This window comes from Pseudomonas sp. LAIL14HWK12:I7 (genome assembly GCF_000483465.1).
Taxonomy (GTDB): Bacteria; Pseudomonadota; Gammaproteobacteria; order Pseudomonadales; family Pseudomonadaceae; genus Aquipseudomonas; species Aquipseudomonas kermanshahensis.
The window spans coordinates 83625-105802 of the sequence record NZ_AXYZ01000017.1 but is presented as its reverse complement, the minus strand read 5'-3'; the positions used below and the strand labels follow the sequence as shown (position 1 = coordinate 105802).

General features: G+C 59.0%; 12 protein-coding genes and 1 pseudogene. 12 read left to right on the top strand and 1 reads right to left on the bottom strand.

Annotation, left to right across the window (positions count from 1 at the left end; all coding sequences use genetic code 11):
• Positions 1 to 138: 138 nt before the first annotated feature.
• The 3 genes from D886_RS0117105 to D886_RS0117095 all read left to right on the top strand — a co-directional run bounded on the left by D886_RS0117105 (position 139) and on the right by D886_RS0117095 (position 4813).
• Entirely contained in the window at positions 139 to 1680 is a 1542-nt protein-coding gene (locus D886_RS0117105) for an MFS transporter (RefSeq protein WP_027595066.1), read from the top strand.
• A 107-nt stretch (positions 1681 to 1787) separates the two neighbouring features.
• Entirely contained in the window at positions 1788 to 2255 is a 468-nt protein-coding gene (locus D886_RS0117100; RefSeq protein ID WP_027595065.1) for a hypothetical protein, read from the top strand.
• Between the two features lie 164 nt (positions 2256 to 2419).
• A complete protein-coding gene (locus tag D886_RS0117095) occupies positions 2420 to 4813 on the top strand; it encodes a TonB-dependent siderophore receptor (RefSeq protein WP_027595064.1) in 2394 nt (797 codons plus the stop codon).
• A gap of 61 nt (positions 4814 to 4874) precedes the next feature.
• Here D886_RS0117095 and D886_RS0117090 read toward each other — a convergent pair whose 3' ends face one another.
• A complete protein-coding gene (locus D886_RS0117090) occupies positions 4875 to 5645 on the bottom strand; it encodes a nuclease-related domain-containing protein (protein ID WP_027595063.1) in 771 nt (256 codons plus the stop codon).
• 771 nt (positions 5646 to 6416) lie between these two features.
• Here D886_RS0117090 and hsdR point away from each other — a divergent pair.
• The 9 genes and pseudogenes from hsdR to D886_RS0117045 all read left to right on the top strand — a co-directional run bounded on the left by hsdR (position 6417) and on the right by D886_RS0117045 (position 22176).
• Positions 6417 to 8789, top strand: coding sequence for an EcoAI/FtnUII family type I restriction enzme subunit R (hsdR, locus tag D886_RS0117085; RefSeq protein WP_027595062.1), 2373 nt, complete (start codon positions 6417 to 6419; stop codon positions 8787 to 8789).
• Positions 8790 to 9224: 435 nt separating this feature from the next.
• Positions 9225 to 9626: pseudogene (locus D886_RS28885) on the top strand (HNH endonuclease); the annotation flags it as partial.
• 2 nt (positions 9627 to 9628) lie between these two features.
• Positions 9629 to 11113, top strand: coding sequence for a class I SAM-dependent DNA methyltransferase (locus tag D886_RS0117075; protein WP_027595060.1), 1485 nt, complete (start codon positions 9629 to 9631; stop codon positions 11111 to 11113).
• A complete protein-coding gene (locus tag D886_RS0117070; RefSeq protein WP_027595059.1) occupies positions 11110 to 12831 on the top strand; it encodes a restriction endonuclease subunit S in 1722 nt (573 codons plus the stop codon). Before D886_RS0117075 ends, D886_RS0117070 begins: the two co-directional genes overlap by 4 nt.
• Before the next feature lie 17 nt (positions 12832 to 12848).
• A complete protein-coding gene (locus tag D886_RS0117065; RefSeq protein ID WP_027595058.1) occupies positions 12849 to 13925 on the top strand; it encodes an endonuclease NucS domain-containing protein in 1077 nt (358 codons plus the stop codon).
• A gap of 57 nt (positions 13926 to 13982) precedes the next feature.
• Positions 13983 to 16328 carry an anti-phage ZorAB system protein ZorA gene (gene zorA / locus D886_RS0117060; RefSeq protein ID WP_027595057.1) on the top strand — a complete coding sequence of 782 codons (2346 nt, stop codon included), beginning with the start codon at positions 13983 to 13985 and terminating at the stop codon, positions 16326 to 16328.
• Positions 16328 to 17092, top strand: a complete 765-nt coding sequence (locus D886_RS0117055; RefSeq protein WP_003249891.1) for an OmpA family protein — start codon at positions 16328 to 16330, stop codon at positions 17090 to 17092. Before zorA ends, D886_RS0117055 begins: the two co-directional genes overlap by 1 nt.
• Positions 17089 to 19137 carry an EH signature domain-containing protein gene (locus D886_RS0117050; protein ID WP_027595056.1) on the top strand — a complete coding sequence of 683 codons (2049 nt, stop codon included), beginning with the start codon at positions 17089 to 17091 and terminating at the stop codon, positions 19135 to 19137. The genes D886_RS0117055 and D886_RS0117050 overlap by 4 nt, the downstream gene beginning before the upstream one ends.
• Entirely contained in the window at positions 19138 to 22176 is a 3039-nt protein-coding gene (locus D886_RS0117045; protein WP_027595055.1) for a DEAD/DEAH box helicase, read from the top strand.
• Positions 22177 to 22178 lie beyond the last annotated feature (2 nt).

Genomic DNA, 22178 nt, shown 5'->3' with positions numbered 1-22178 from the left:
TTACCCGCGAAGAAGGTGACGCGGTGTATGGCACCGGCTTTGCCGGTGTTCGCGGGTAAACCCGCTCCCACAAGTCCGTGCAATGCCACTGAATGACACCAGGCCCCATGACAACCAGCCCGCCTTCGGAGCCTTGCGATGCCCACGCCTGCTTCCCCGCGCTTCACCCTGCTCACCGCCTCACTGGTCTGCGCCCTGATCATCCTCGACACCAACATCGTCGCCGTCAGCCTGCCCAGCATCGCGCGCGACCTGTCCGGCGCGTTCGCCGATATCGAATGGGTGGTCAGCGCCTACCTGCTAGCCTTCGCCGCCTGCCTGCTGCCAGCGGGCAGCCTGGCCGACCGCTTTGGCCGACGCCGCCTGCTGCTGATCGGCCTGGCCGTGTTCGGCATCGCCTCGCTGGCCTGCGGCGCAGCCCCCAGCTTAATGTTCCTCAACCTGGCCAGAGCGGCCAAGGGCATCGGCGCCGCCATGCTGCTGACCTCGGCACTCGCCGCCATCGGCCACCGCTTCCACGAACCCCAGGAACGCCTGCGCGCCTGGGCCTTCTGGGGTGCCTGCATGGGCGCCACCATCACCTTCGCGCCGCTGCTCGGCGGGGTGATCGCCAGCACGCTGGGCTGGCGCTGGATCTTCTACATCAACCTGCCATTGGTGGCGGTGCTGGCCGTGATGGTACTGCGCAGCGTCGAGCCGTCCCGCGACAGCGCTGCAGCACGCCTCGACCCTTGGGGTAGCCTGACCTTCGCTGGCAGCCTGGGCTACCTGATCTGGGCAATGATCGACGCCAACCAAGTCGGTTGGGGCAGCGCCCAGACCCTGGCGCGGCTGGTGATCAGCGCATTCCTGTTCGGCCTGTTCATCATGGTCGAACGCAGCCAGACACGGCCGATGATCGACCTGCGGCTGATGCACAGCGGGCGTTTCGTGGGTGCCCTGTTGGGTATGTTTGGCTATGCGGCCTGTGCCCAGGTGATGATGACCTTGCTGCCGCTCTACCTGCAAAACGGCCTGCAACTGTCGGCCCTGGCGGCGGGGGCGGGGATGCTGCCGTTCGCCGTGGCCATGCTGCTGACACCCCGCCTGGGCATGCGCCTGGCCACTCACCTGAGCCCGGCCCAGGTGTTCGCCCTTGGCCTGCTGCTGGTGGGCGCGGGCAACCTGCTGTGTGCCTGGGCCGCTGGCTACGGCGGCTACAGCGCTTTTGCCCTGGCCAGCGTGGTGCTGGGCGCGGGGGCAGGGCTGCTCAATGGCGATACGCAGAAAAACATCATGGCCTGCGTGCCCCGTGAGCGTACCGGCATGGCCTCAGGGCTGAGCACCACCACGCGCTTCGGCGCGATCGTGTTGGCCATCGGTGTGCTCGGCGGCGTGCTGGCGGCCCGCAGCGGCCAATTGCTGCACGAGGCCATGGCCGCCGTGGCACCCGCACAGTTGGGCGAGGTTGCCACGATGGCCACGCGCGTTGCCGCGGGCGACCTGCAGGCGGCTTTAGCCGTGCTGGACCCTGGCCTGCGTGAGGCCGTGGCGCCCTTGGCCCGCCAGGCCTTCATCGGAGGGTTTGAAGCCGTGTTGCACGTGGCGGGCGTGGCGGCGCTGCTGTTCGCGGTGCTGGTCGGCGTGTTACTGAGCCGACCCTTGCCGGCCCTGCAGGATGCACGTTTAACCGAAGGCTAGTGATGAGGCCGCGGGCGCAATGCGATTGTTTCTTCTTGACGCGCAACTAATTCAATTGGCAAATGTCATTGACTGCGCGCCAATTCAGGCTGAAGAAGGAGCTTCACATGCACGATGACGACGTACCTGCCCCAACCCTCGAACTGCCTCCCGGCGTGTTCCCTCCGATGCCCGGTTATACGAATGCAGACCTGCTGTTTGTCATGAACCAGCCCATCGAAGCGCTGCTTGAACAACACAATGTCGACCCTGGCTTGATTCGCGAAACCAGCATAGCCCTGGTCAGCCATGTGTATGTGGTGTTTGAACGAGAAGATGTCGACTACCAAATCGCCACTTGGTATCAGAAGCCCTATGACGAGCCCTCCAAGCGTACGCGCAGCATCGAAAGCATCGCGGAACAATTCGGGGTATTTACATTAAGGGCTGCCGCCGACTCATTGAAAGGCTCGCCATTGCTGCATCTGGGTAAGGACTTTTATATGACGTTCGTCAGCCTGGCGGGTACTTCCATCAAAGCGCACATTCTGAAGTTGAATGACCGCGACGACGGGGCACATTCAACGCAGGAATAGGGCGCACGGTAAGCCTGGACGGCGGTGTGGGAGGCTCAATAGCGCGCGTGTGACGTGTGCTGCGCAGAAACCTGAAAATAAATGAGGTGTTTTCTCATTCTCGTTCGGCCTGTAGAGAAGGCCGGAATACAGGCCAGTCTGCCAGCACTCCACGGAGCGAGAAAATGAGTTCGACCCCGGTTCCACAGCGCCACCCCTTGAATCGTGCCCTGCACGGCGCCTTCTTGGGCCTGGTTGTCAGCAGCTATACCTTGCCGTCGCTTGCGCAACCCTTGGCCACTGATCACAACAACCAACTGCAGCAGTGGAACATCCCGGGGGGGCCGCTGGCGCCGGCGCTCGACCGCTTTGCGCGCCAGGCGGGCATCAGCCTGTCCTACGATGCGCAGAGCATCGGCAACCGCACGACCCCAGGCGTCAAAGGCACGCTCGAGACGTCGGCAGCACTGTCGTCATTGTTGCAGGGGACCGAGTTGCAGCCAGAGCAGCAAGGCCCGAATGCCTACCTGATCATTGCGCAAACCAAGCCTGCCGGCCCGCTCGAACTTGGCGCGACCGAGGACTATCGCCTGGCGCCCGTCATCATCAATGCCAAGGTCAAAGCCAATGCTGACGACGACGCCGACTCGGTGGTCGCCAAAGAGCTGTGGGTGGGTGGCAAAGTCGCGACCAGCATCCTCAACACGCCCGCGTCGGTGTCGGTGGTTACCCGCAAGGAAATGGAGCAGCGCAGCGTCAGCACCACCGAAGAGGCCCTGCTCTACACCCCAGGCGTCATCAGCGACTTCTACGGCTCGGACGACCGCAACGACTACTTCCAGATCCGCGGCTTCCAGGCCACCACCTACCGCGACGGCCTGACCTTAAGCTCGATGCGCGGTGTGCGCGAAGACCCCTACGCCTACGAGCGCATCGAAATTCTGCGCGGCGCCAACTCCACCCTGTTCGGCCCGGCCGACCCCGGTGGCTCGGTCAACTTCGTGACCAAACAGCCCCGCTTCGAGCAGTTCGGCCAGGGCTACGTCACTTACGGCTCCTACGACCATGCCGAGACCGGCATCGATGTTGGCGATGCGCTGAACGACGAAAAAACCGTCGCCGGCCGCTTCACCGCCAAGATGCAGAACAGCGACCGCGAGTACGACCACTCGCAAGACGACAACCGCTTCGTGATGGGTGGCCTGACCTGGGCGCCGACCGACTACACCTCGGCCACCGTGATCCTGGACTACCTGAAAACCGACAGCTCGCCCAACAGCGGTGGCTACCCGCTGGACAAGGAATACGACCGCAGCGATTTTTACGGTGAGCCCAGCTACAACTTCCACAACGTCGAACGCACCAGCCTCAGCGGCAACATCACCCACGACTTCGACAACGGCTTCGTGCTGCGCAGCAACCTGCGTTACAGCGAGCTGAGCGATGACTTCGGCTACGCCTACCTGAGCGACAGCCCTACGCGTGTTGGCACCACGATCCCACGCTACGTGTTTGGTACCGACAGCGATGCCGACCAACTCAACGGCAACCTGATGCTGCAATACGATGCCCAGTTCGAGCACATCGACAGCAGCACCCTGGTGGGCGTGGAGTACCTCGACTCCACCACCAAGCAAAGCTCCGTCTACGGCCTGGCGCCTTCCATCGATATCGCCAACCCAATCTTCACCGGCGTGCCGGGCGATATCTCGCCGTATACCCGTAAAAAGAACGACGCCACGACCAAGGCTGTTTTCTTGCAGCAGAACCTGTCGTTCTACGACCGCGTCATCGCTACCGCGGGTGTGCGTAACGATTCCATGGACCTGTCCAGCAAGGAGTACATCGGCGGCGCCACGAGTGAAAACGACAGCTTCTCCGAAACCTCCTACCGCGGTGCGTTGACCTACATCGTCAACGATGAAGTGTCGACCTACGTGAGCATGGTGGAATCCGTTTCGCCGCCACAGGTTGGCGTTACCCCGCAAACGGGCCGGCAGTACGAAGTGGGCGTGAAGTATTCGCCCATGGGCATGGATGCGTTGTTCTCTGCAGCCATTTATGACCTGACGCAGGAGAACGTCACCATTGCCGTGGTGTTGCCGAGCGGCATCATCGAGCAGCAGACGGTGGGTGAGTCTCGCGTGCGCGGCCTGGACCTGGAAGCCAAGGCGCAGGTGACGCAAGACATCAGCGTGATCGGGGCTTACTCGTATATGGAGTCTGAAGTGCTGCGTGGGTCGTTGTATGACGGCTCGTCGCTGAAGGGTAAAGAGTTCACCACGGCGCCGAAGCATTCTGCCTCGCTGTGGAGCTACTACAGCATTCCTGATACTGACGTGAGCGTTGGGCTGGGGGCGCGGTATGTGGGGGCCTATTACATGGATGCGGCCAATACTAAGAAAAGCGATGGGACCACGCTGTTTGATGCGGCTTTGAATTACAAGATTGCCAAGGGGACCGACCTTGCACTGAATGTGAGCAATCTGTTTGATGAGCAGCATGTGGTGGGGGCGGGGACGGCGAACTATTACAACCCGGGGCGGGAGGTTACGGCTAAGTTGAGTTATAGCTGGTAAGGCGGGGGCTGGGTTGTGAGGTGCCCGCCGTATGGCGGGCACTTACGTTTCTTCAGAGGTTTTAGAAGCTTTGCATCGTGCGGCATTTCGGAAATGCCGAGCAGCCCCAGAACTGTTGCCCCGCCTTGGCACCTGATTTCACAGTCCGAACCAGCAGGATGCTGCCACATTTCGGGCATTGCCGTTCGGCTGTTGGATCGCTACGACGTTCAAGGTTTTGCACATGCTCGCGGTGAGTGGCGAGGGTGGGCGCACGGCGACCGCTCTGTAGGGTTTGTACCATCTCATCAACATCGTCCTCGCTGAAAACCGGCTGCTGGAAGGACTTCATGTAGCGAATGAATTGGCTGCCTTGCGTGACGTTCGCCGGCATTTCGGTTTTGAACGTGCTGCCACCGACAAAGGTGATCACTGAATGAAGGTGCTCGGTGCTAACGCCTAATGTTGCCTCCAGTGCTTTGAGGTGCTTGTAGTTCTGGCGCAGTGGATTTTGGAATTTGAAGGTGCGTTTGTAGAGTTTCTGCGTCCACTGTGCTTGCTTCTCGCCGCCGAAAATCCAGCCGCTCATGTTTTTTGTTTCCAGCACGAAAATGCCGTAGACCGAGATGAAAACGTGATCGATTTGCGTGGTGCCGTCGGGTGTGTCCAGGGTGACGTTGTGCAGACGGCGATAGGTGTGCTCGTCCAGTTGTAGCCTTGCTAAGAGGCGTACAAGAAGCTCGCCGAGATAGCCCTTGGCTGCTGGGGTTTTGAGGATGGAAAGCAGGATTATGACGGGGAGGAACCAGCTGAACGTCGTCCAGTACTGGGTGATGATTGTGGTGAAGTCCATTTCTTAAGCCTTTTGGAGATCCTTGGTAACGCGGGATCATACCGAAATTGGTGTGAGGGCTTGATTGGACTGCGTCGCGAAATGCTGATTTATCTCGGGATTTAGGAGGGGTGTCTTTGGGCTTTCTTGGTTGATGATTTGCTGGCCGGGGGAATCTGAAATGATTGTTTATCTTATTGAAAAGCAACATATAAACTCTGTTTGTTTTTTATGTGGAATACCTTTTGGAATACCGCGTCACGGAATTTGAATTTGGGATTCCTGAGCATTGAGGGGGCACGAGAGCTCGCGCTTAGACTTAAGATCGCAATTTGCTCAGATCGACCTCGGACTCAGCATCGTATGCTTCGTGACGGCGGTATCGATGGCCTATTGGATTACTCGCATCCGCTGTTCTGTGAGCCCAACTGCCTTTGCTTTCTCACCGTGGGCAGCCTCCGGCAGCTTCAGGACGGACGGAAGATTGGGATGATCCAGCGGCGTGATCCAATCGCACGGGGGAATGTGCATTTCGCCATGCGCTGGCATCACAACGCCGCGCGAGTAGCTTGAGTGGAATACTGGTTTTACCTCTGTGCAAAAAAAGCCGCGTTTTGATGGGGCGCGAGCTTTACCCATGCTGGCTGGATAGATATTGTGACGTCGTTCGCACACAGTTAGGTCAAAGAGCCATCAGGGACGTAATCAAGGGCTCTAGCGTGGAGACGCCGTCCCAATAATCTCCTCGCTAACCAGATATGCGAGGCCAAGGCAGCTCAACGGGACGGATACATGGACAAGAATTCACTGACTGAGCGCGACATCTGCAGCAAATACATCACGCCTGCCATCACCGCAGCGGGTTGGGATTTGCACAAGCAGGTCCGTGAGGAAGTCAGCTTTACCAAGGGCCGCATCATCGTCCGTGGCAAGCTGCACAGCCGGGGCGAATCGCGCCGCGCCGACTACATCCTGTATCACCAGGCCAACCTGCCGCTGGCGGTTATCGAGGCCAAGGACAACAAGCACGCGCTCGGCGCCGGTATGCAGCAGGCGCTCGGTTATGCCGAGGCGCTGGATGTGCCGTTCGTATTCTCCAGCAACGGCGACGGCTTCCTCTTCCATGATCGCAGTGGCACCGGCGCGCAAAAGGAAACCGAGCTGAGCCTGGAGCAGTTCCCCAGCCCCGATGAGCTCTGGCAGCGCTATTGCCAGTGGAAGGGCCTGAATGGCGAAAGCCAGCAGAAAGCCGAAGCCCCGTATTACGACGACGGTTCCGGGCGCATGCCGCGCTACTACCAGATGAACGCCATCAACCGCACCGTCGAGGCCGTGGCGCGCGGGCAGGATCGCATCCTGCTGGTCATGGCCACCGGCACCGGCAAGACCTACACCGCCTTCCAGATCATCTGGCGCTTGTGGAAGTCCGGGCAGAAGAAACGCATCCTCTTCCTCGCCGACCGCAACATCCTCGCCGACCAGACCAAGAACAACGACTTCAAGCCCTTCGGCCAGGCGATGACCAAGATTGCCAAACGGCAGATCGAAAAGTCCTACGAAATCTACCTGTCGCTGTATCAGGCCGTGACCGGCAACGAAGAAGAGAAGAATATCTACAAGCAGTTTTCCCGCGACTTCTTCGACCTCGTGGTGATCGACGAATGCCACCGAGGCAGCGCCTCCGAAGACTCGGCCTGGCGCGAGATTCTCGACTACTTCTCCGGTGCCACCCACATCGGCCTGACTGCTACACCGAAGGAGACCAAAGAGGTTTCCAGCATCACCTACTTCGGTGAGCCGGTGTACAGTTACACCCTCAAGCAAGGCATCGAAGATGGCTTCCTCGCCCCGTACAAAGTGGTGCGCATCGACTTCGACAAAGACCTGCAAGGCTGGCGCCCGCCCAAGGGCACGCGCGACAAGAACGGTGAGCTGATCGAAGACCGCGTCTATGACCTCAAGGACATGGACCGCGACCTTGTGATCGAAGCGCGCACCCAGTTGGTCGCCCGCAAGGTCACCGAATACCTGACCGCTACCGACCCCTTCCAGAAAACCATCGTCTTCTGCGACGACATTGACCACGCCGAGCGCATGCGCCAGGCCCTGGTCAACTTCAACCCCAAGCGCGTTGAGGAAAACCGCAAATACGTGATGCGCATTACCGGCGACGACAAGGAAGGCAAGGCCGAGCTGGACAATTTCATCAACCCCGAGTCGCGCTACCCGGTGATCGCCACCACCAGCAAACTCATGACCACCGGCGTTGATGCCCAGACCTGCAAACTGGTGGTGCTCGACCAGCACATCAAATCCATGACCGAGTTCAAGCAGATCATCGGTCGTGGCACCCGTATCAACGAAGATTACGGCAAATACTGGTTCACTATCATGGACTTCAAGAAAGCCACCGAACTGTTTGCCGACCCGGCCTTCGACGGGGAGCCGGTGGTAATCTACAATCCCGAGGGCGACTCCTCACCGGTGCCGCCGGAAGAAACCGAGGGCGATGAGGGTGACGTGATCGACGGTGGCGCTGGGCCAACCGAAGGTGACGAAACCACCGCCGGCGCAGACGACGATGGCGGCAAGAAGCGCGTCAAATACGTGATCAACAACGTCGCCGTGCACGTCATTGCCGAGCGCGTGCAGTACTATGGCCCGGACGGCAAGCTGATCACCGAATCGCTACGCGACTACACCCGCACCTGCGTTAAGAAACAGTTTGCCTCGCTGGATGACTTCCTGCGCCGCTGGAGCGATGCCGAACAGAAGAAAGTCATCATCGATGAATTGGCCGCTCAAGGCGTGATGTGGGAAGCCCTGGACGACGAAGTCTCAGCCAAGCGCGGCCAGCCGCTCGATCCGTTCGACCTGATCTGCCATATCGCCTTCGACCAGCCGCCGCTCACCCGCAAGGAGCGCGCCGAGCAGGTGAAAAAACGCAACTACTTCGCCAAATACTCCGGCGCCGCCCGCCAGGTACTGGAAGCCCTGCTCGACAAATACGCCGACACCGGCGTCGAGCACATCGAAGACATCAAGATTCTTCAGCTGGCGCCATTCAGCCAGATCGGTGCGCCGATTGAGCTGGTCAAGGCCTTTGGCGGCAAACCGGGCTATCAGCAGGCCATTCAGGAGCTTGAGCGACAGCTCTACGGATAACCGATGCCCAAACTTAATTCATTTGAAATCGCAGCTGCACTCATCCGTAAGGGCTTTGTTCTGACCGTAAAAAATCAACATGCTAACGGGTATGAGCAACCTGGTTTTAACGGTCGTGTATTCGTCAAAATGAGCAAAACGGGTGCTCCTGTTGCCAAGCAGCCCTTCCTCATTCATCCAGAACATGCCACCGCAGGTAAATGGAACTCCATCAAGGTACTTTCCCCTTCGTTGCCAAATACCGGGTATCGAAACACCAACATGACGGGTTATCCCACCGTAGCTGGCACTGACAGTAAATTAGCAATTGCATTGGATATCGCTACAGAGGCCGACCTTCATCAACTCCTTGATCTACTCGGTTATAAATCCTCTGTTTCTGCCCTCCAGTCCGCGACTCCTAAATCTTCGGTCTCAACAGAGGAATTTCTAAACGATCCCAACCTCACCGACACCGAACGCGATGCCCTGATCAAAGCGCGCATCGGCCAGAGCAGCTACCGCGACGACCTGCTGGCCTACTGGGGCGGCTGTGCGATTACCGACTGCTGCGTACCGGAGTTGTTGCGGGCCTCGCATATCAAACCCTGGCGTGCTGCCAGCCCTGCCGAGCGGCTTGATCCGTTCAACGGGCTGTTGCTCACCCCCAATCTTGATCTGGCCTTCGACCGTGGCCTGATCAGCTTTGACGATCAGGGGCAGATTCTCCTTGGCGAGGATCTCGACCCCGACAGCGCCCGTGCGCTCAACATCACCCCTTGTCTGCGCTTGCGCCAGATCAAGCCGCAGCATCGCGACTATCTGGCCTGGCACCGTGAACACCTTTTCAGGAAGTAAGCATGTCCATCAGCAGCACCATCAAATCCATCCAAGACATCATGCGCAAGGACGTCGGCGTCGACGGTGATGCGCAGCGTATTGGCCAGCTTGTGTGGATGCTGTTCCTGAAAATATTCGACGACCGCGAGCAGGAGTGGGAGCTGCTCGATGACGACTACCGTTCGCCGATTCCGGAGAGTTGCCGCTGGCGTACCTGGGCGGCCAACCCGGAGGGCATCACCGGTGATGCCCTGAAGGACTTCATCGACAACAACCTGTTCCCGCAGTTGCAGAACCTCCACGAATACAGCACCACGCCGGCCACCTATGTGGTGCGTGGCGTGTTCGAGGATGCCTACAACTACATGAAGTCCGGCCAGTTGATCCGCCAGGTGATCAACAAGATTCAGGAAGGGGTGGACTTTAACAAGGCGCAGGAGCGCCACGCCTTTGGCGACATGTACGAGCAACTGCTGCGCGACCTGCAGAACGCCGGCAATGCCGGTGAGTTCTACACCCCGCGCCCGGTCACCGAATTCATGGTGCGCATGGTCGACCCCAAGCTGGACGAAAAGGTCATGGACCCGGCCTGCGGCACTGGCGGCTTCCTCACCTGCAGCATCGAGCACAAGCGCAAGCGCTATGTGCAAACCGCCGAGGACGAGCGCGCCCTGCAGGCGAGCATCTTCGGCGTGGAGAAAAAGCCACTGCCGCACCTGCTGGCCACCACCAACATGATCCTGCACGGCATCGAAGTACCCAACCAGATCAAGCACGACAACACCCTGGGGCGCCCGCTTATCAGCTGGGGGCCGGCTGAGCGGGTCGATTGCATAGTCGCCAACCCGCCGTTCGGTGGCATGGAAGAAGACGGCATCGAAACCAACTTCCCCACGGCTTTCCGAACCCGTGAAACCGCCGACCTGTTCCTGGTGCTGATCATGCACCTGCTCAAGGACGGTGGCCGCGCCGCCGTGGTGCTGCCCGACGGCTTCCTCTTTGGTGAAGGCATCAAGAGCCGCATCAAGGAAAAGCTGCTGACCGAGTGCAACCTGCACACCATTGTTCGCCTGCCCAACGGCGTGTTCAACCCTTACACCGGCATCAAGACCAACCTGCTGTTCTTCACCAAAGGCACGCCCACCAAGGACGTATGGTTCTACGAGCACCAGTATCCGGCCGGTTACAAAAGCTACTCCAAGACCAAGCCCATGCGCGTCGAGGAATTCGCCGTCGAGGAGGCCTGGTGGGGCAGCGAGGCCGATGGCTTTGCCGCGAGGCAGGAGAACGAGTTCGCCTGGAAGGTCAGCTTCGACGAGCTGCAAAACCGCAACTGGAACCTCGACTTCAAGAACCCGCATGTGGGCGAGCAGATCAGCCACGACCCGGACGAGCTGCTGCGCGACTACGCCGCGCTGCAAGACGAGATTGGCGAACTGCGCGACCAGCTCAAGGCCGCACTGGCCGAGGCCTTTGCCGATCAGGTTGCGGAGCGTCAAGCATGAGCGCAGTGTTGACCGACAACCTGCCGCTGCTGGCCGACGCGCCCAATGGCATCAAGAAGCTGCGCGAACTGATTCTGGAGTTGGCGGTGCGCGGCAAGCTGGTGCCGCAAGACCCAAGTGAAGAGCCGGCCAGTGAGCTGCTGAAGCGGATTGCTGAGGAAAAGGCGCGGCTGGTGGCGGAGGAGAAGGTCAAGAAGCAGAAGCCGTTGGTAGAACTTGGCGATGATGAAAAACCGTTCGAATTGCCGCAGAGTTGGGAATGGCGCCGGATTTCAGATCTGCTGCCAGAGTTCCAGAACGGAGCTTCAAGCCGTGGGGACTCCGACGGAATACCGGTTACTGTTCTCCGACTTGCGGATATCAGAGCGGGAGAAATATCTCTCGATGACACCCGAACCTTAGTGCTATCAGCAACGACAGTACGAAAATACGCACTCGAAGATGGTGACATTCTTCTCATCAGAGTTAACGGCAGTGCTGATTTGGTGGGTCGCTTTGTTGTATGCCGAGCAACTCTCCAAGCTATCCCCTGTGATCATTTTATTCGACTGAGATTTCCAACAGGTGTCGTTGATTCGGCATATCTCAAGCTTGTCGGAGACAGCAAGCTCGCACGGAGCGCAATCGCAGGATTGTTCGTGAGTACCGCTGGACAAAAAACAGTGAATCAGGGGCATATAGGATCACTCTCAGTGCCTTTGCCTCCAATCGCTGAACAACTCCGCATCGTCGCCAAAGTCGATGAGCTAATGGCCCTGTGCGACCGGCTGGAAGCCCGGCAGGCCGATGCCGACAGCGCCCATGCCCAACTGGCGCAGGCGCTGTTGAGCAGCCTGATCCAAGCCAGCGATGCCGAAGACTTTGCGCAAAGCTGGCAGCGTCTGGCCGAGCACTTCCACACCCTGTTCACCACCGAATCCAGCATCGACGCCCTCAAGCAAACCCTGCTGCAACTGGCGGTGATGGGCAAACTGGTGCCGCAAAATCCTAGTGATGAGCCGGCGAGTGAGTTGCTTAAGCGGATTGCGGAGGAAAAGGCGCGCTTGGTGACGGAAGGAAAACTCAGGAAGCCAAAGGCCCGCCTAGAAATTTCTGAAGAGGAGATGGCCTTCAGTCTTCCTAGGGGATGGCAATGGGTGAGAAAGGCAGATGTTTTTAACTTTCTGAATGGCTATGCCTTCAAAAGCGAATGGTTCCAGCAGAAAGGCATTCGGCTGCTGCGCAACATTAATGTCGCGCATGGCGAAGTCGACTGGGAAGAATCCGCTTGCATTACAGAAGAACAGGCCGCCGATTATCAGTCTTTCTCACTTGAGGAAGATGATGTTGTTCTTACTCTTGATCGTCCAATTATTTCCACGGGACTGAAATATGCAGTAGTTCGTCGCAATGACCTTCCGTGCCTACTGTTGCAACGGGTCGCCAAAATTTCCCCCTACGCAGCATCGGTAACTGTCGGTTACCTGACGACATGGTTGAAATCGAGTTTCTTTGTTGGAGCTATTGATCCGGGACGCAGCAACGGAGTCCCACATATCTCAACAACCCAAGTCGCAAGCATGCTCTTTGCTCTGCCGCCACTTGCCGAACAACACCGCATTGTCGCTAAAGTCGATCAACTGATGGCCCTCTGCGACCAACTCAAAGCCCGCCTTAACCAGGCCCGGCAGGTGCACGAGCATCTGGCCAGTGCGCTGGTCGAGCAGGCCGTGGCCTAGGTAACAGGAGCGCACGGATGCCCATTCGCACTCAGATCTGGACCGTCGGCGCACAGCCCGCGCCGCTGAAAAATGCCGTGCTGGCCAGCGAGCAGTTTCTGGAAGACATGATCGTCAGCGCCCCGACGCTGCTCTCCGAGGACTGGCTGCTGATCGGTCGGCAGGAAAGCACAGGCCAGGGCGGGCGTATCGACCTGCTGGCGCTGGCGCCAGATGCTTCGCTGGTGCTGATCGAGCTCAAGCGCGAGCGCACCCCGCGTGAGGTGGTGGCGCAGGCGCTGGACTATGCGGTGTGGGTGGAGCGCTTGCAGGCCAACGAGATCGAGGCCATTTACCAACGCTTCAAACCCGGCGCCGACCTGGCGGTGGACTTTCAGGCGCGCTTCGGCGCGCCGTTGGAGGCTGAGGCACTGAACCAGAGCCATCAGATTGTCATCGTCGCCGCCGAGCTGGATGCCAGCAGCGAGCGCATCATCGGCTACCTGAGCGAGCGCGATATCGCTATAAACGTGCTGTGCTTCCAGGTGTTCCAACTGGGTGAGCAGCAACTGATCAGCCGCGCCTGGCTGCTCGACCCCAGCGAAGCGCCGCAGGCCAGCAGCGTCAGCAAGCCCGGCATGCCGGCCGAACCCTGGAATGGCGAGTTCTACGCCTCGTTCGGCCATAGCAGCACGCGCGACTGGGCCGAGGCTCGGCGTTACGGTTTTGTCTGCGGTGGCGGCGGCAGTTGGTACAGCAACAGCCTGAAACTGGTCGGCCCGGGCGACCGCCTGTGGGTCAACGTACCCGGCGCTGGCTATGTCGGCGTCGCCCGCGTAACCGGCCACGCCACGGCGGCCAAGGACTTCTGCCTCAGCGAGGGTGGCGTCGAGCGCCCGGCACTGGAGCTGCTGCAAGCCGACTACCACCGCGCCTATGTCGATGACCCGCAGCGCTGCGAATACTTCGTGCCCGTCGAGTGGCTGTACAGCCTGCCGCTCAATGAGGCCGTGCGGGAAGTCGGCCTGTTCGGCAACCAGAACACTATCTGCCGCCCGACCACGCCGAAATGGCGCTGGACGGTGGAGCGGCTCAAGGAGCGCTTCGCCCAGTAGCGCGATGCCCTGCCAGGCATTTCTTCTTAACCGTTAGTCTTCACTGGATACACCACCATGCTGGATCTGCTGCAACACCTGATCCCCGATTTCGCCCATATGTTCAGCGCCAACCCCAATGGCATCAGTGCCTGGTTCTGGTCGGCCACTGCGCTTGTCTTTGTTTTTTCCTTTTGGGCGCTGGTGGTGCATTACCGCCGCTTCAGCGCGCGGATGCAGGCTCTGCACTCGCTGCTGGAAGGGCAGAGCAAGGAGACGCTAGCGCAGAACCGCCGGGAAACCCTCCAGAGGGCGGGTGAGCTCAAGGCGCCGAATGTAGGCATGCTCTGGCGTGAATTCGACGAAAGCCTAGTGCTGTCCTCGGATCAGAAGCAGCTGTTCAACACGCTGGATGCCGAGCACTTCTTCAACCCGCGTACGCTGGCTGGTGGTTTGACGGCCAGCCGTTTGCTGGCGGCAGCGCCAAGCTTTCTGGTGGCCATCGGCGTGCTGGGCACCTTCGTCGGTCTGACCGTTGGTCTGGAAGGGCTGGTTGGCAGTACGGGCGAGATCGAAGCGCTCAAGGGCGGGATCAACAAGCTGATCTCCGGTGCTGCCGTGGCCTTTATGACGTCGGTCTGGGGTGTGCTGTTCAGCCTGTTGCTCAACTTCATCGAGAAGATGTTCGAGCGTGCGGCGCTGCAGGGGATTCAAGCGCTGCAGCACGATGTGGATGCGCTGTATCCGCGCATTCCCGCCGAGCAGTCGTTGGTGCACATCGCCGAATACGGCAAGGAGAGCAAGGAGGCGCTGCAGGAGCTGCACGAGCGCATCGGCGAGCGCCTGCAGGAAACCCTGACCGGCATGAACGAGGCGATGCAGACCGCACTCACTGATGCCCTGAACAACATCATGGCGCCGGCCATTCAGACCTTGGTCAGCACCACCAGCCAGCAGTCCACTCAGGTGCTGGAAAGCCTGGTAGGCAACTTTATGGAAGGCATGACCTCGGTTGGCCGTGAGCAGGGCCAGCAGATGCAGCAGGCAGCGGCTAATGTGAATGCCGCCGTGAGTGGCATGAGCGAGCAGCTGAATCAGTTGTTCAGCACCCTCAGCGAGCAGCAGAGCCAGCAGATGTCGGTGGCGCAGCAGCAAAGCTCGGCCTTCGAGGCGCAATTGCAGCGCATTAGCGGTTCTGCTGATGATCGTCAGGCGCAGATGGAGCAGCGCTTCAGCGAGTTGATGGCGGGCCTGAGTGGTCAGCTACAGAATCAGCTGGGTGTGGCGCAGCAGCGCGACGAGGAGCGCCAGGCGCTGTTCGAGCGGGTACTGGGCCAGGCCAGCAGCAGCCAGACGGCGATGCTGGAGCAATTCTCCCATTCGACCCGTGAGCAGATGCAGGCGATGGCCGAGGCCGGCAACGAGCGTCACAACAATCTGGAGAAGGTGTTCTCCCGTTTGATGATGAGCCTCAACACTCAACTCGATACGCAGATGGGCGCGGCCGAGCAGCGTGAGCAGGCGCGTAGCCAGCGGCATGAGCAGCAACAGGCCGAGCTGCTCGAACGCCAGCAGCAGATGCTGGGTAGCCTGGGGCAGAGCAGTCAGCAGCAGATCAGCGCACTCAACGAGGCGGCGGCGCAGCAACAACGTGAATTACAGAGCACCGTGGACAAGCTGCTGGGTGGCCTGACCACGCAGTTCAGCACCCAGGGCGAGCAAGCCGAGGCCCGCGAGCAGGCGCGGCAGCAGCGCTTCCAGCAGCAGTTGGAGCAGGTTACCCTGCAGCAGCAGGAGCTGCTGGCCGGTTTGGCCATTGCCGTGCAGGCCACTCAGCAGCAGAGCCGGCTGATGGCGGAGCAGCACCAGCAGTTGCTCGGCCAGCTCAAGCAGGCCACCGAGGCGGCAGCGCAGAGTAGCAAGCATATGGACAGCAGTGCTAACCAGCTTGGCTTGCTATCGGCCAACGTGCGCTCGGCCGCCGAGCTGTTGGGCCAGCGCCTGGAGCAGGTGACGGCACGCATCGAGCAGGCGGGTGGACAGAACGCCGAACTGGCCGGCCAGCTGCAGCAGCAGGCGACGACCTTGGCGCAGTTGCAGGGCTCCCTGCTGGAAGGTGCGCAGCGCTTCGAGCAGGCTGCCAGCGAGGCGCGTAACGGCTTTGGCGAGATGAAAACGATCCAGCAGGAATTTCTCGCCGGGGTGCGCCATGAATTTACGTCACTGGGCGTGGCGCTGCGTGAGCAGGTCGAGGCGGTTGAGAAGCAGGCTGAGGAATGGCTGCGTAGCTATGCCGGTGAGGTGCGCGTGCAGACGGATGACCGCATGAACAAGTGGAATGAGGTCTCGCAGAACTATGCGGATCAGATGCACCGCATCGTGCAGAACATGAGCAGCATTCTGGATGAGCTGGAGGCACGCTGATGCGTCTGGGCAAAGCCAAAGAGGTCAGCGTCGACGAGGAGAATCCGTACTGGATGTCCTTCTCGGACATCATGTCGGCGCTGCTGGTGATCTTCATTCTGGCCTCGGTGATTCTGATCCTGCAGTTGATGGAGATTCAGCAGGAGCTGAAGGAGCGGCAGGTTCAGTTCGAGGAAGAAATCGTTGAACTCAAAAAGGCCGAGCAGGTGCGCCGCACCATTCTTGATGAAGCGGTTGAGGCCCTGCGCCGTCGCGGCATCAAGGTCGAGGTCAGCGAAAATCATACGGTGCTGAGTATCCCCAACGATCTGCTCGGGTTCGACAGCGGCGCCTATGACATTCATGCCGCTTACCAGGAACGTGCGCTGGAGATTGGCAAGGTGATCCATGAGGTGATCGCCCGTGATGACAGGATTGAGTATCTCGATACCATCTTCATCGAGGGCCATACCGACAATCGACCCTTCCCGGGGTTTATGGGCAAAGGCAACTGGGGGCTCTCAACCTTCCGCGCCATCTCTTTGTGGCAGTTCTGGGGCGCTGCCCTGCCGGGTGATGAGCAACTGGCCAGCCTGAACAACAAGGATGGCAAGCCGCTGTTCTCGGTCAGTGGTTACGGTGAAACCCGGCCGGTGGTGGTAGACCAGCAGGCGGAAGAAGACTTCAAGCGTAACCGCCGTATTGACATCCGCTTCACCATTCGCCGCCCGGACAGCGCTCAGTACGAGCAGGTGCGTGAGCGCCTGGAAGAGGTGCAGCCGTGAAGTTGCCCCCGCTGCATATGCCCGTGGTCGAGTGGCCTGCCAGGACAATTGAAGTCTGGCAGACTCTGATCGAAAAGGGGGCCAGGATGGCGGCAGCGACAGGGCAGGGTGATGCGTTCGAGGCAATGCTGGCGCGTTTGCGCGATATGGCCAGCACCGGGCGTTTTGATGGCTTGCCGGCGTTGCTCAAACGCCGGCTTACTGCGCGAGCGCTGACCTGGTTGTGGTTGAACGACGAGATTATCGGCAGGCGCCTGTTCAGTGTCCGCTTGCTCACTGTGCTGGTGGAGGCGCAGCAGCCGAGGCTGACGCGCATTACTCTGCAGCAACTGGCGCAGTTCTACTTCCGTCGCTTCGACAAGCTGGACGAGCACGAGGGGCTGCGTGAGAAGCTTGAGCAGGTTTTGCAGCAGCAACTGCAATTGTTGCCTGAACCCAGAGGCAGCGGGCCGCAAGCCGATCCGCTGTTAACCCTCAAGCGTGATGGACATTGGTTGTTGCCGCTTTACGGTCCGGTACAACTGGTCGAGCAGGTTCGCGACAGCGGCCATGAGCTGAGTGCAACCTTTGAGGCTCTGGGTCTTCAGGGCTTTGACGATGGGCGCTATGGCGATATCTGCCGGGCGCACTTCTACCTGGAGACCCTGCGAGGGCTTTCGCCCGGTGAGTATGACCCGGTGCTGGACGAACTGCAGAAACCCTCTGTGGCCAAGGCGCCCTACGAGGGCGAGCGGCGAATCGGCCATATCGCGCTGGAGATTTTGATCGACCGCGTTGGGCAGGAACCGGGCGATGCCTGGTTGAACTTCATCCTTAATCTGGCGGGGGATCCGCGGATTGCCCGCAATTCGCCCAATTACCGTGAGTGGTGGCAGTTCCTCGGTGAGGAGCGGGTGCAGAAGGTTCGGGGCTGGTTGGTCAAGGAGGATTTGCGACTATTCCTGAGTGCAGTTGAGGAATACGGGATTGAAACTCAGAATTTAGAATTGCAGCGTATGTTTCCTGCTCGTAAAAGATTTATTGAAGGGTTGTTTGAGCAGAAGCTTATTGTTAATGCGCGTTTGATGTTGGGTAATAAGGCGCAGGATACCGTCAGGAAAATTCTTGGGTCTGAGGTAAAAACAAGCTTTGCTCGAATGGAAGGGCGGATGCACGATAAAGCCGTTATTTATATGGATTGCGGTGCATTTCACCTTGTTCAAGGCTCTCATAGTTTTAAGATATGGGTTTACCTTGCTCTGCCGAGTGAGTTGTTGAGGTCTTTTGATAAAAATGTATTTAGTGATGCCGATCTTACTAAGGTTGTTCCGTTGGAGTATGAGCGTAGTTATCCTGGTCTGCCTTATGTCTCATACTCACATCATCCTATGGTATGGCAGAACAAGGTTTTCACTTTCTTGGCGGAAAACGGTATTTCTCTCGATCTCGAAAGATTGCTAAGTCGTTCTGATTATCAAGCATATCTACGGCGTTATGGCATGCCTGTAGTTAACTCTACTCGCACCGTAGTACCGAAGTCCAAGTTAGCAGAAGCTCCGGATTTTCTACTAAGTGAGCCACGGGGCTCAGCTACTGGTCAGGCAATTCAAACGATGTCAGAGCCTCAGGGGCCTTCGCCTGTCTCACAGGCAACGAGAGATTCCAGATCTACTCCTGCACAAGATCCAGTGGCTCCACGTGCTGTAACTTCTGCTCCATCTTCTTCGGTAGGGCAAGGTACTCAACAGCATGATCCCGTAGTGTCGCGCTCTGTAAGTTCTGGAGAAGTGAATGCTGCTGCGGCTCCTCAGATGGTGGTAAACGAAGGGCTGCTGGCAGGGTTGAAACCCTCGGCTCTGAAAATACTGCGCTACTTCGTGGACAACCCGGGCGATAAAGTCCGCTATGCCGCGAATGTTTTCGATGTCGATACGCGAGAAATCAATCAGATCTTGTATGGCCCATTGAAGGACATGTGCGTGCGTGATGAGCAGTACGGCTGGACGGTGAATGAGGCAGCACGTCTCGCGCTTGAGGCGTTGGATGAACATGAAGGGGCCGAATAGATGAGGTTGATGGATATTTTCCGCTCGCTCATCGGTGAGCGGGATGGCGCGTTGAGTACCCAGCAGGGTTTTCAGTCGCAACCGGACTCCAATGGCTTGAACTTCTTCATGCCCATGCCGGCCTTCCAGGCGTTGCAAACTGGGCAGGGTAGTGCGCTGGCAAAAGTACAGTTGATCGTGTTCAACATGCTGACTGAGCAGGGCATTGCTGAAACCACCGCTAACGGTTTCCACATCGGTGCCGAAGATGTTTCGGGGATGGACCTTGAGCAGGCGGAAATCCTGCGCTTGCCAAGGCGCTTGCCGGGGCGCTTTCTGACCTCGATCAGTGGACGCACAGGCAACAGTGGTTTTCGTGTGGCGATCACCCTGGAAATGCCGGATGGCGCTGCCAGCTTTACACGCAAAGGCCCCTATCTGTACCTGACCAGCAGTGAGTGCTACTGGCTGACGCCTGCTGAAATGATGGGTTTGCAGGCTTGGGAGCGGCATGAGGCGTTAGCTCCTGAGCAGCGCGGCGAGGCGGCGAATCTGCGCCTGATGGCGGAGTTGCAGACCGCTGCACGCAGCGGCATGCGCATTGATCTGAGCCACTTCGAGCGGCTTGACGTGGTGGTGCCGGAGAACGTCGGGGTTATCGCTACGCGTCTGCCGGATGGCAGCCTTCAGCTCTGCCCGAGCCTGGGGGATGGCTCGGGGCCTGACCAGTTGGAGAAGCGCTGGTCGCAGCTGGACATGTCGGCCGATGGTGGCGTGCTGCGCATCGACAATCGCGTGCTGTTGCTGGATCAGGCGCGTATGGACGGCATCCGCAATGTGCTGGCGAACAAGCGTATCCCCGCTGATCAGGTTAATGAGTTTATTGCGACGCCAACGGCGTTTCTTGATGCTGCGCTGGTCAATCTGGAGGTGGGTTTCTCCGCCCGGGTTGCGGGTATCGGCAAGCTTCAGCACATGGATTTCGGCGCACTGGATGCAACCAAGAATGACTGGTTTGCACTGGACAAGCGCCCGGCACCTGCCGCAATTCTGGGCAAGCTGATTCAGTCTCCCGAGGATTTGCAGCGCTTCGAAGCGGTACTGCAGGCGGCTAATGAGCAGGACGCGACGAGTGTGGCGTTTGCTGGCGAGGTGATCGATATCTCTGATGCCCCGGCCGTTCAGCAGGAGCTGGCCAAGGCTCGCCAGAACATGCACCCGGTCAGCGATATCGAATCGCGTGACGAGGAGTACGAGCCCCCGGAAGGCAAGGAAAAGGTCGGGGTCATTCTCAAGGATGCCGACGAGATAAATTCTGCACTGTTGCACAAGGCGGCTGCTGCAACGCCGTTGACTGTGCCCGACTGGTCGGTTTATGCCCGGCAGCCGTTCCCTCATCAGCGTGAGGGGATCGAGTGGATGTTGAAACTGATGGGCGCTGCGTTGCAGGATGAAGCGGATGACCTGTATCGCCTGCAGGGTGGTCTGTTGGCTGATGACATGGGCCTCGGCAAGACCTACATGTCGCTGGTTACGGTCGGGGAATATCTGGCCAGTCAGCGCGCGGCTGACAAGCCACAGAAACCAGTTCTGGTGGTGGCGCCGCTGAGCCTTCTGGAAAACTGGGAGGATGAAGTCGGCAAGACTTTCGCCGGCATTCCGTTCCGCGATGTGGTGGTGCTGCAGTCGGGGCGGAGTCTGCGCGACTATCGCGTCAACGGTGCTGAGCGCGAATCGGTGCAGTTGGCGTCTATGATCGATGACAGCAGTGGCATGATGGATGAGCAGAGCATTCGCTATGCGCTGCATGTAGGGCCGGAAGCTGGTGTGCATCGTCTGGATATGGATCGCCGCTTGGTACTGACGACCTACCAGACCCTGCGCGATTATCAGTTCTCTCTGTGCCGTATCGACTGGGGCATGGTCATCTTCGACGAGGCGCAGAACATCAAGAACCCCAATGCGCTACAGACTATTGCGGCCAAAGGGCTCAAGGCGGATTTCAAACTGCTGGCAACCGGCACGCCGGTAGAAAACAGCCTGGGCGACTTCTGGTGCCTGATGCATACGGTGCAGCCCGGTTTACTGGGGGGCTGGGAAAACTTCCGCGATACCTGGATCAAGCCGATCCTGGCTGCCAGCGATGATGAGCGAGATGAGGTCCGGGCGTATTTAGGCGAGCAGCTGCGGCGTGCGGTTGGCATATTCATGCTGCGGCGGGGGAAAGAGGATCAGCTCAAGGGCCTGCCAACCAAGACCATTCTCAGTGGTGTCGAGCAAGCTGATCAAGGCCTGCAACGGCATGCGACGCAGTTGGGTGTGGTGATGAAAGGCAACCAGTTACAGATCTACGATGAAGTCCTCAACAGCTACCGGGCGCGACGTGCGAGTGCTGAGGATATGCGGGGTACCGCACTGGCGGCATTGACTCAGCTGCGCTCGATTTCCCTGCACCCACGCCTGGAGAATGAGCCGGCGCTGTACAGCGAGGACGGCAAGCAAGCGCGGCAACTGATGATGGAGTCCGGCAAGCTGGCGGTGATGCTGCAGTTGCTCGATGAGATCCGTAGCATGGGTGAAAAGGTCATTTTATTCATGATGACCAAGCGTCTGCAGCGAGTCCTCAAGCTCTGGCTGGACCAGATCTATGGCTTGAATGTATCTGTGATCAATGGCGATACCAAAGCGGTCGCGACACGTGCGGAAGACATGACGCGCAAGCGGCTGATTGCCGAATTTGAAGCCCACAGCGGTTTCAATGTACTGATCATGTCGCCAGTCGCTGCGGGGGTCGGTCTGACCGTGATTGGGGCCAATCATGTGGTGCATCTGGAGCGCCACTGGAACCCGGCCAAAGAGGCACAGGCATCTGACCGGATTTACCGGATCGGCCAGACCAAACCGGTATTCATTCACCTGCCTGCTGTCACTCATCCCCAGTTTGATTCATTCGATGTGCACCTTGACCGCTTGTTGCGCGGAAAACTGATGCTCAAGGATGCTGTTGTGACGCCGGAGTCGGTCAGTGAAGGTGAGATGATTCAGTCGATGGGCCTTTAAAG

Bases quoted from the DNA above. Each gene is read 5' to 3' on its own strand.
- D886_RS0117095 (WP_027595064.1), top strand. From the start codon at position 2,420: ATGAGTTCGACCCCGGTTCCACAGCGCCACCCCTTGAATCGTGCCCTG.
- D886_RS0117065 (WP_027595058.1), top strand. From the start codon at position 12,849: ATGCCCATTCGCACTCAGATCTGGACCGTCGGCGCACAGCCCGCGCCG.
- D886_RS0117045 (WP_027595055.1), top strand. From the start codon at position 19,138: ATGAGGTTGATGGATATTTTCCGCTCGCTCATCGGTGAGCGGGATGGC.
- D886_RS0117070 (WP_027595059.1), top strand. From the start codon at position 11,110: ATGAGCGCAGTGTTGACCGACAACCTGCCGCTGCTGGCCGACGCGCCC.
- D886_RS0117075 (WP_027595060.1), top strand. From the start codon at position 9,629: ATGTCCATCAGCAGCACCATCAAATCCATCCAAGACATCATGCGCAAG.
- hsdR (WP_027595062.1), top strand. From the start codon at position 6,417: ATGGACAAGAATTCACTGACTGAGCGCGACATCTGCAGCAAATACATC.
- D886_RS0117090 (WP_027595063.1), bottom strand. From the start codon at position 5,645: ATGGACTTCACCACAATCATCACCCAGTACTGGACGACGTTCAGCTGG.
- D886_RS0117055 (WP_003249891.1), top strand. From the start codon at position 16,328: ATGCGTCTGGGCAAAGCCAAAGAGGTCAGCGTCGACGAGGAGAATCCG.
- zorA (WP_027595057.1), top strand. From the start codon at position 13,983: ATGCTGGATCTGCTGCAACACCTGATCCCCGATTTCGCCCATATGTTC.
- D886_RS0117100 (WP_027595065.1), top strand. From the start codon at position 1,788: ATGCACGATGACGACGTACCTGCCCCAACCCTCGAACTGCCTCCCGGC.
- D886_RS0117105 (WP_027595066.1), top strand. From the start codon at position 139: ATGCCCACGCCTGCTTCCCCGCGCTTCACCCTGCTCACCGCCTCACTG.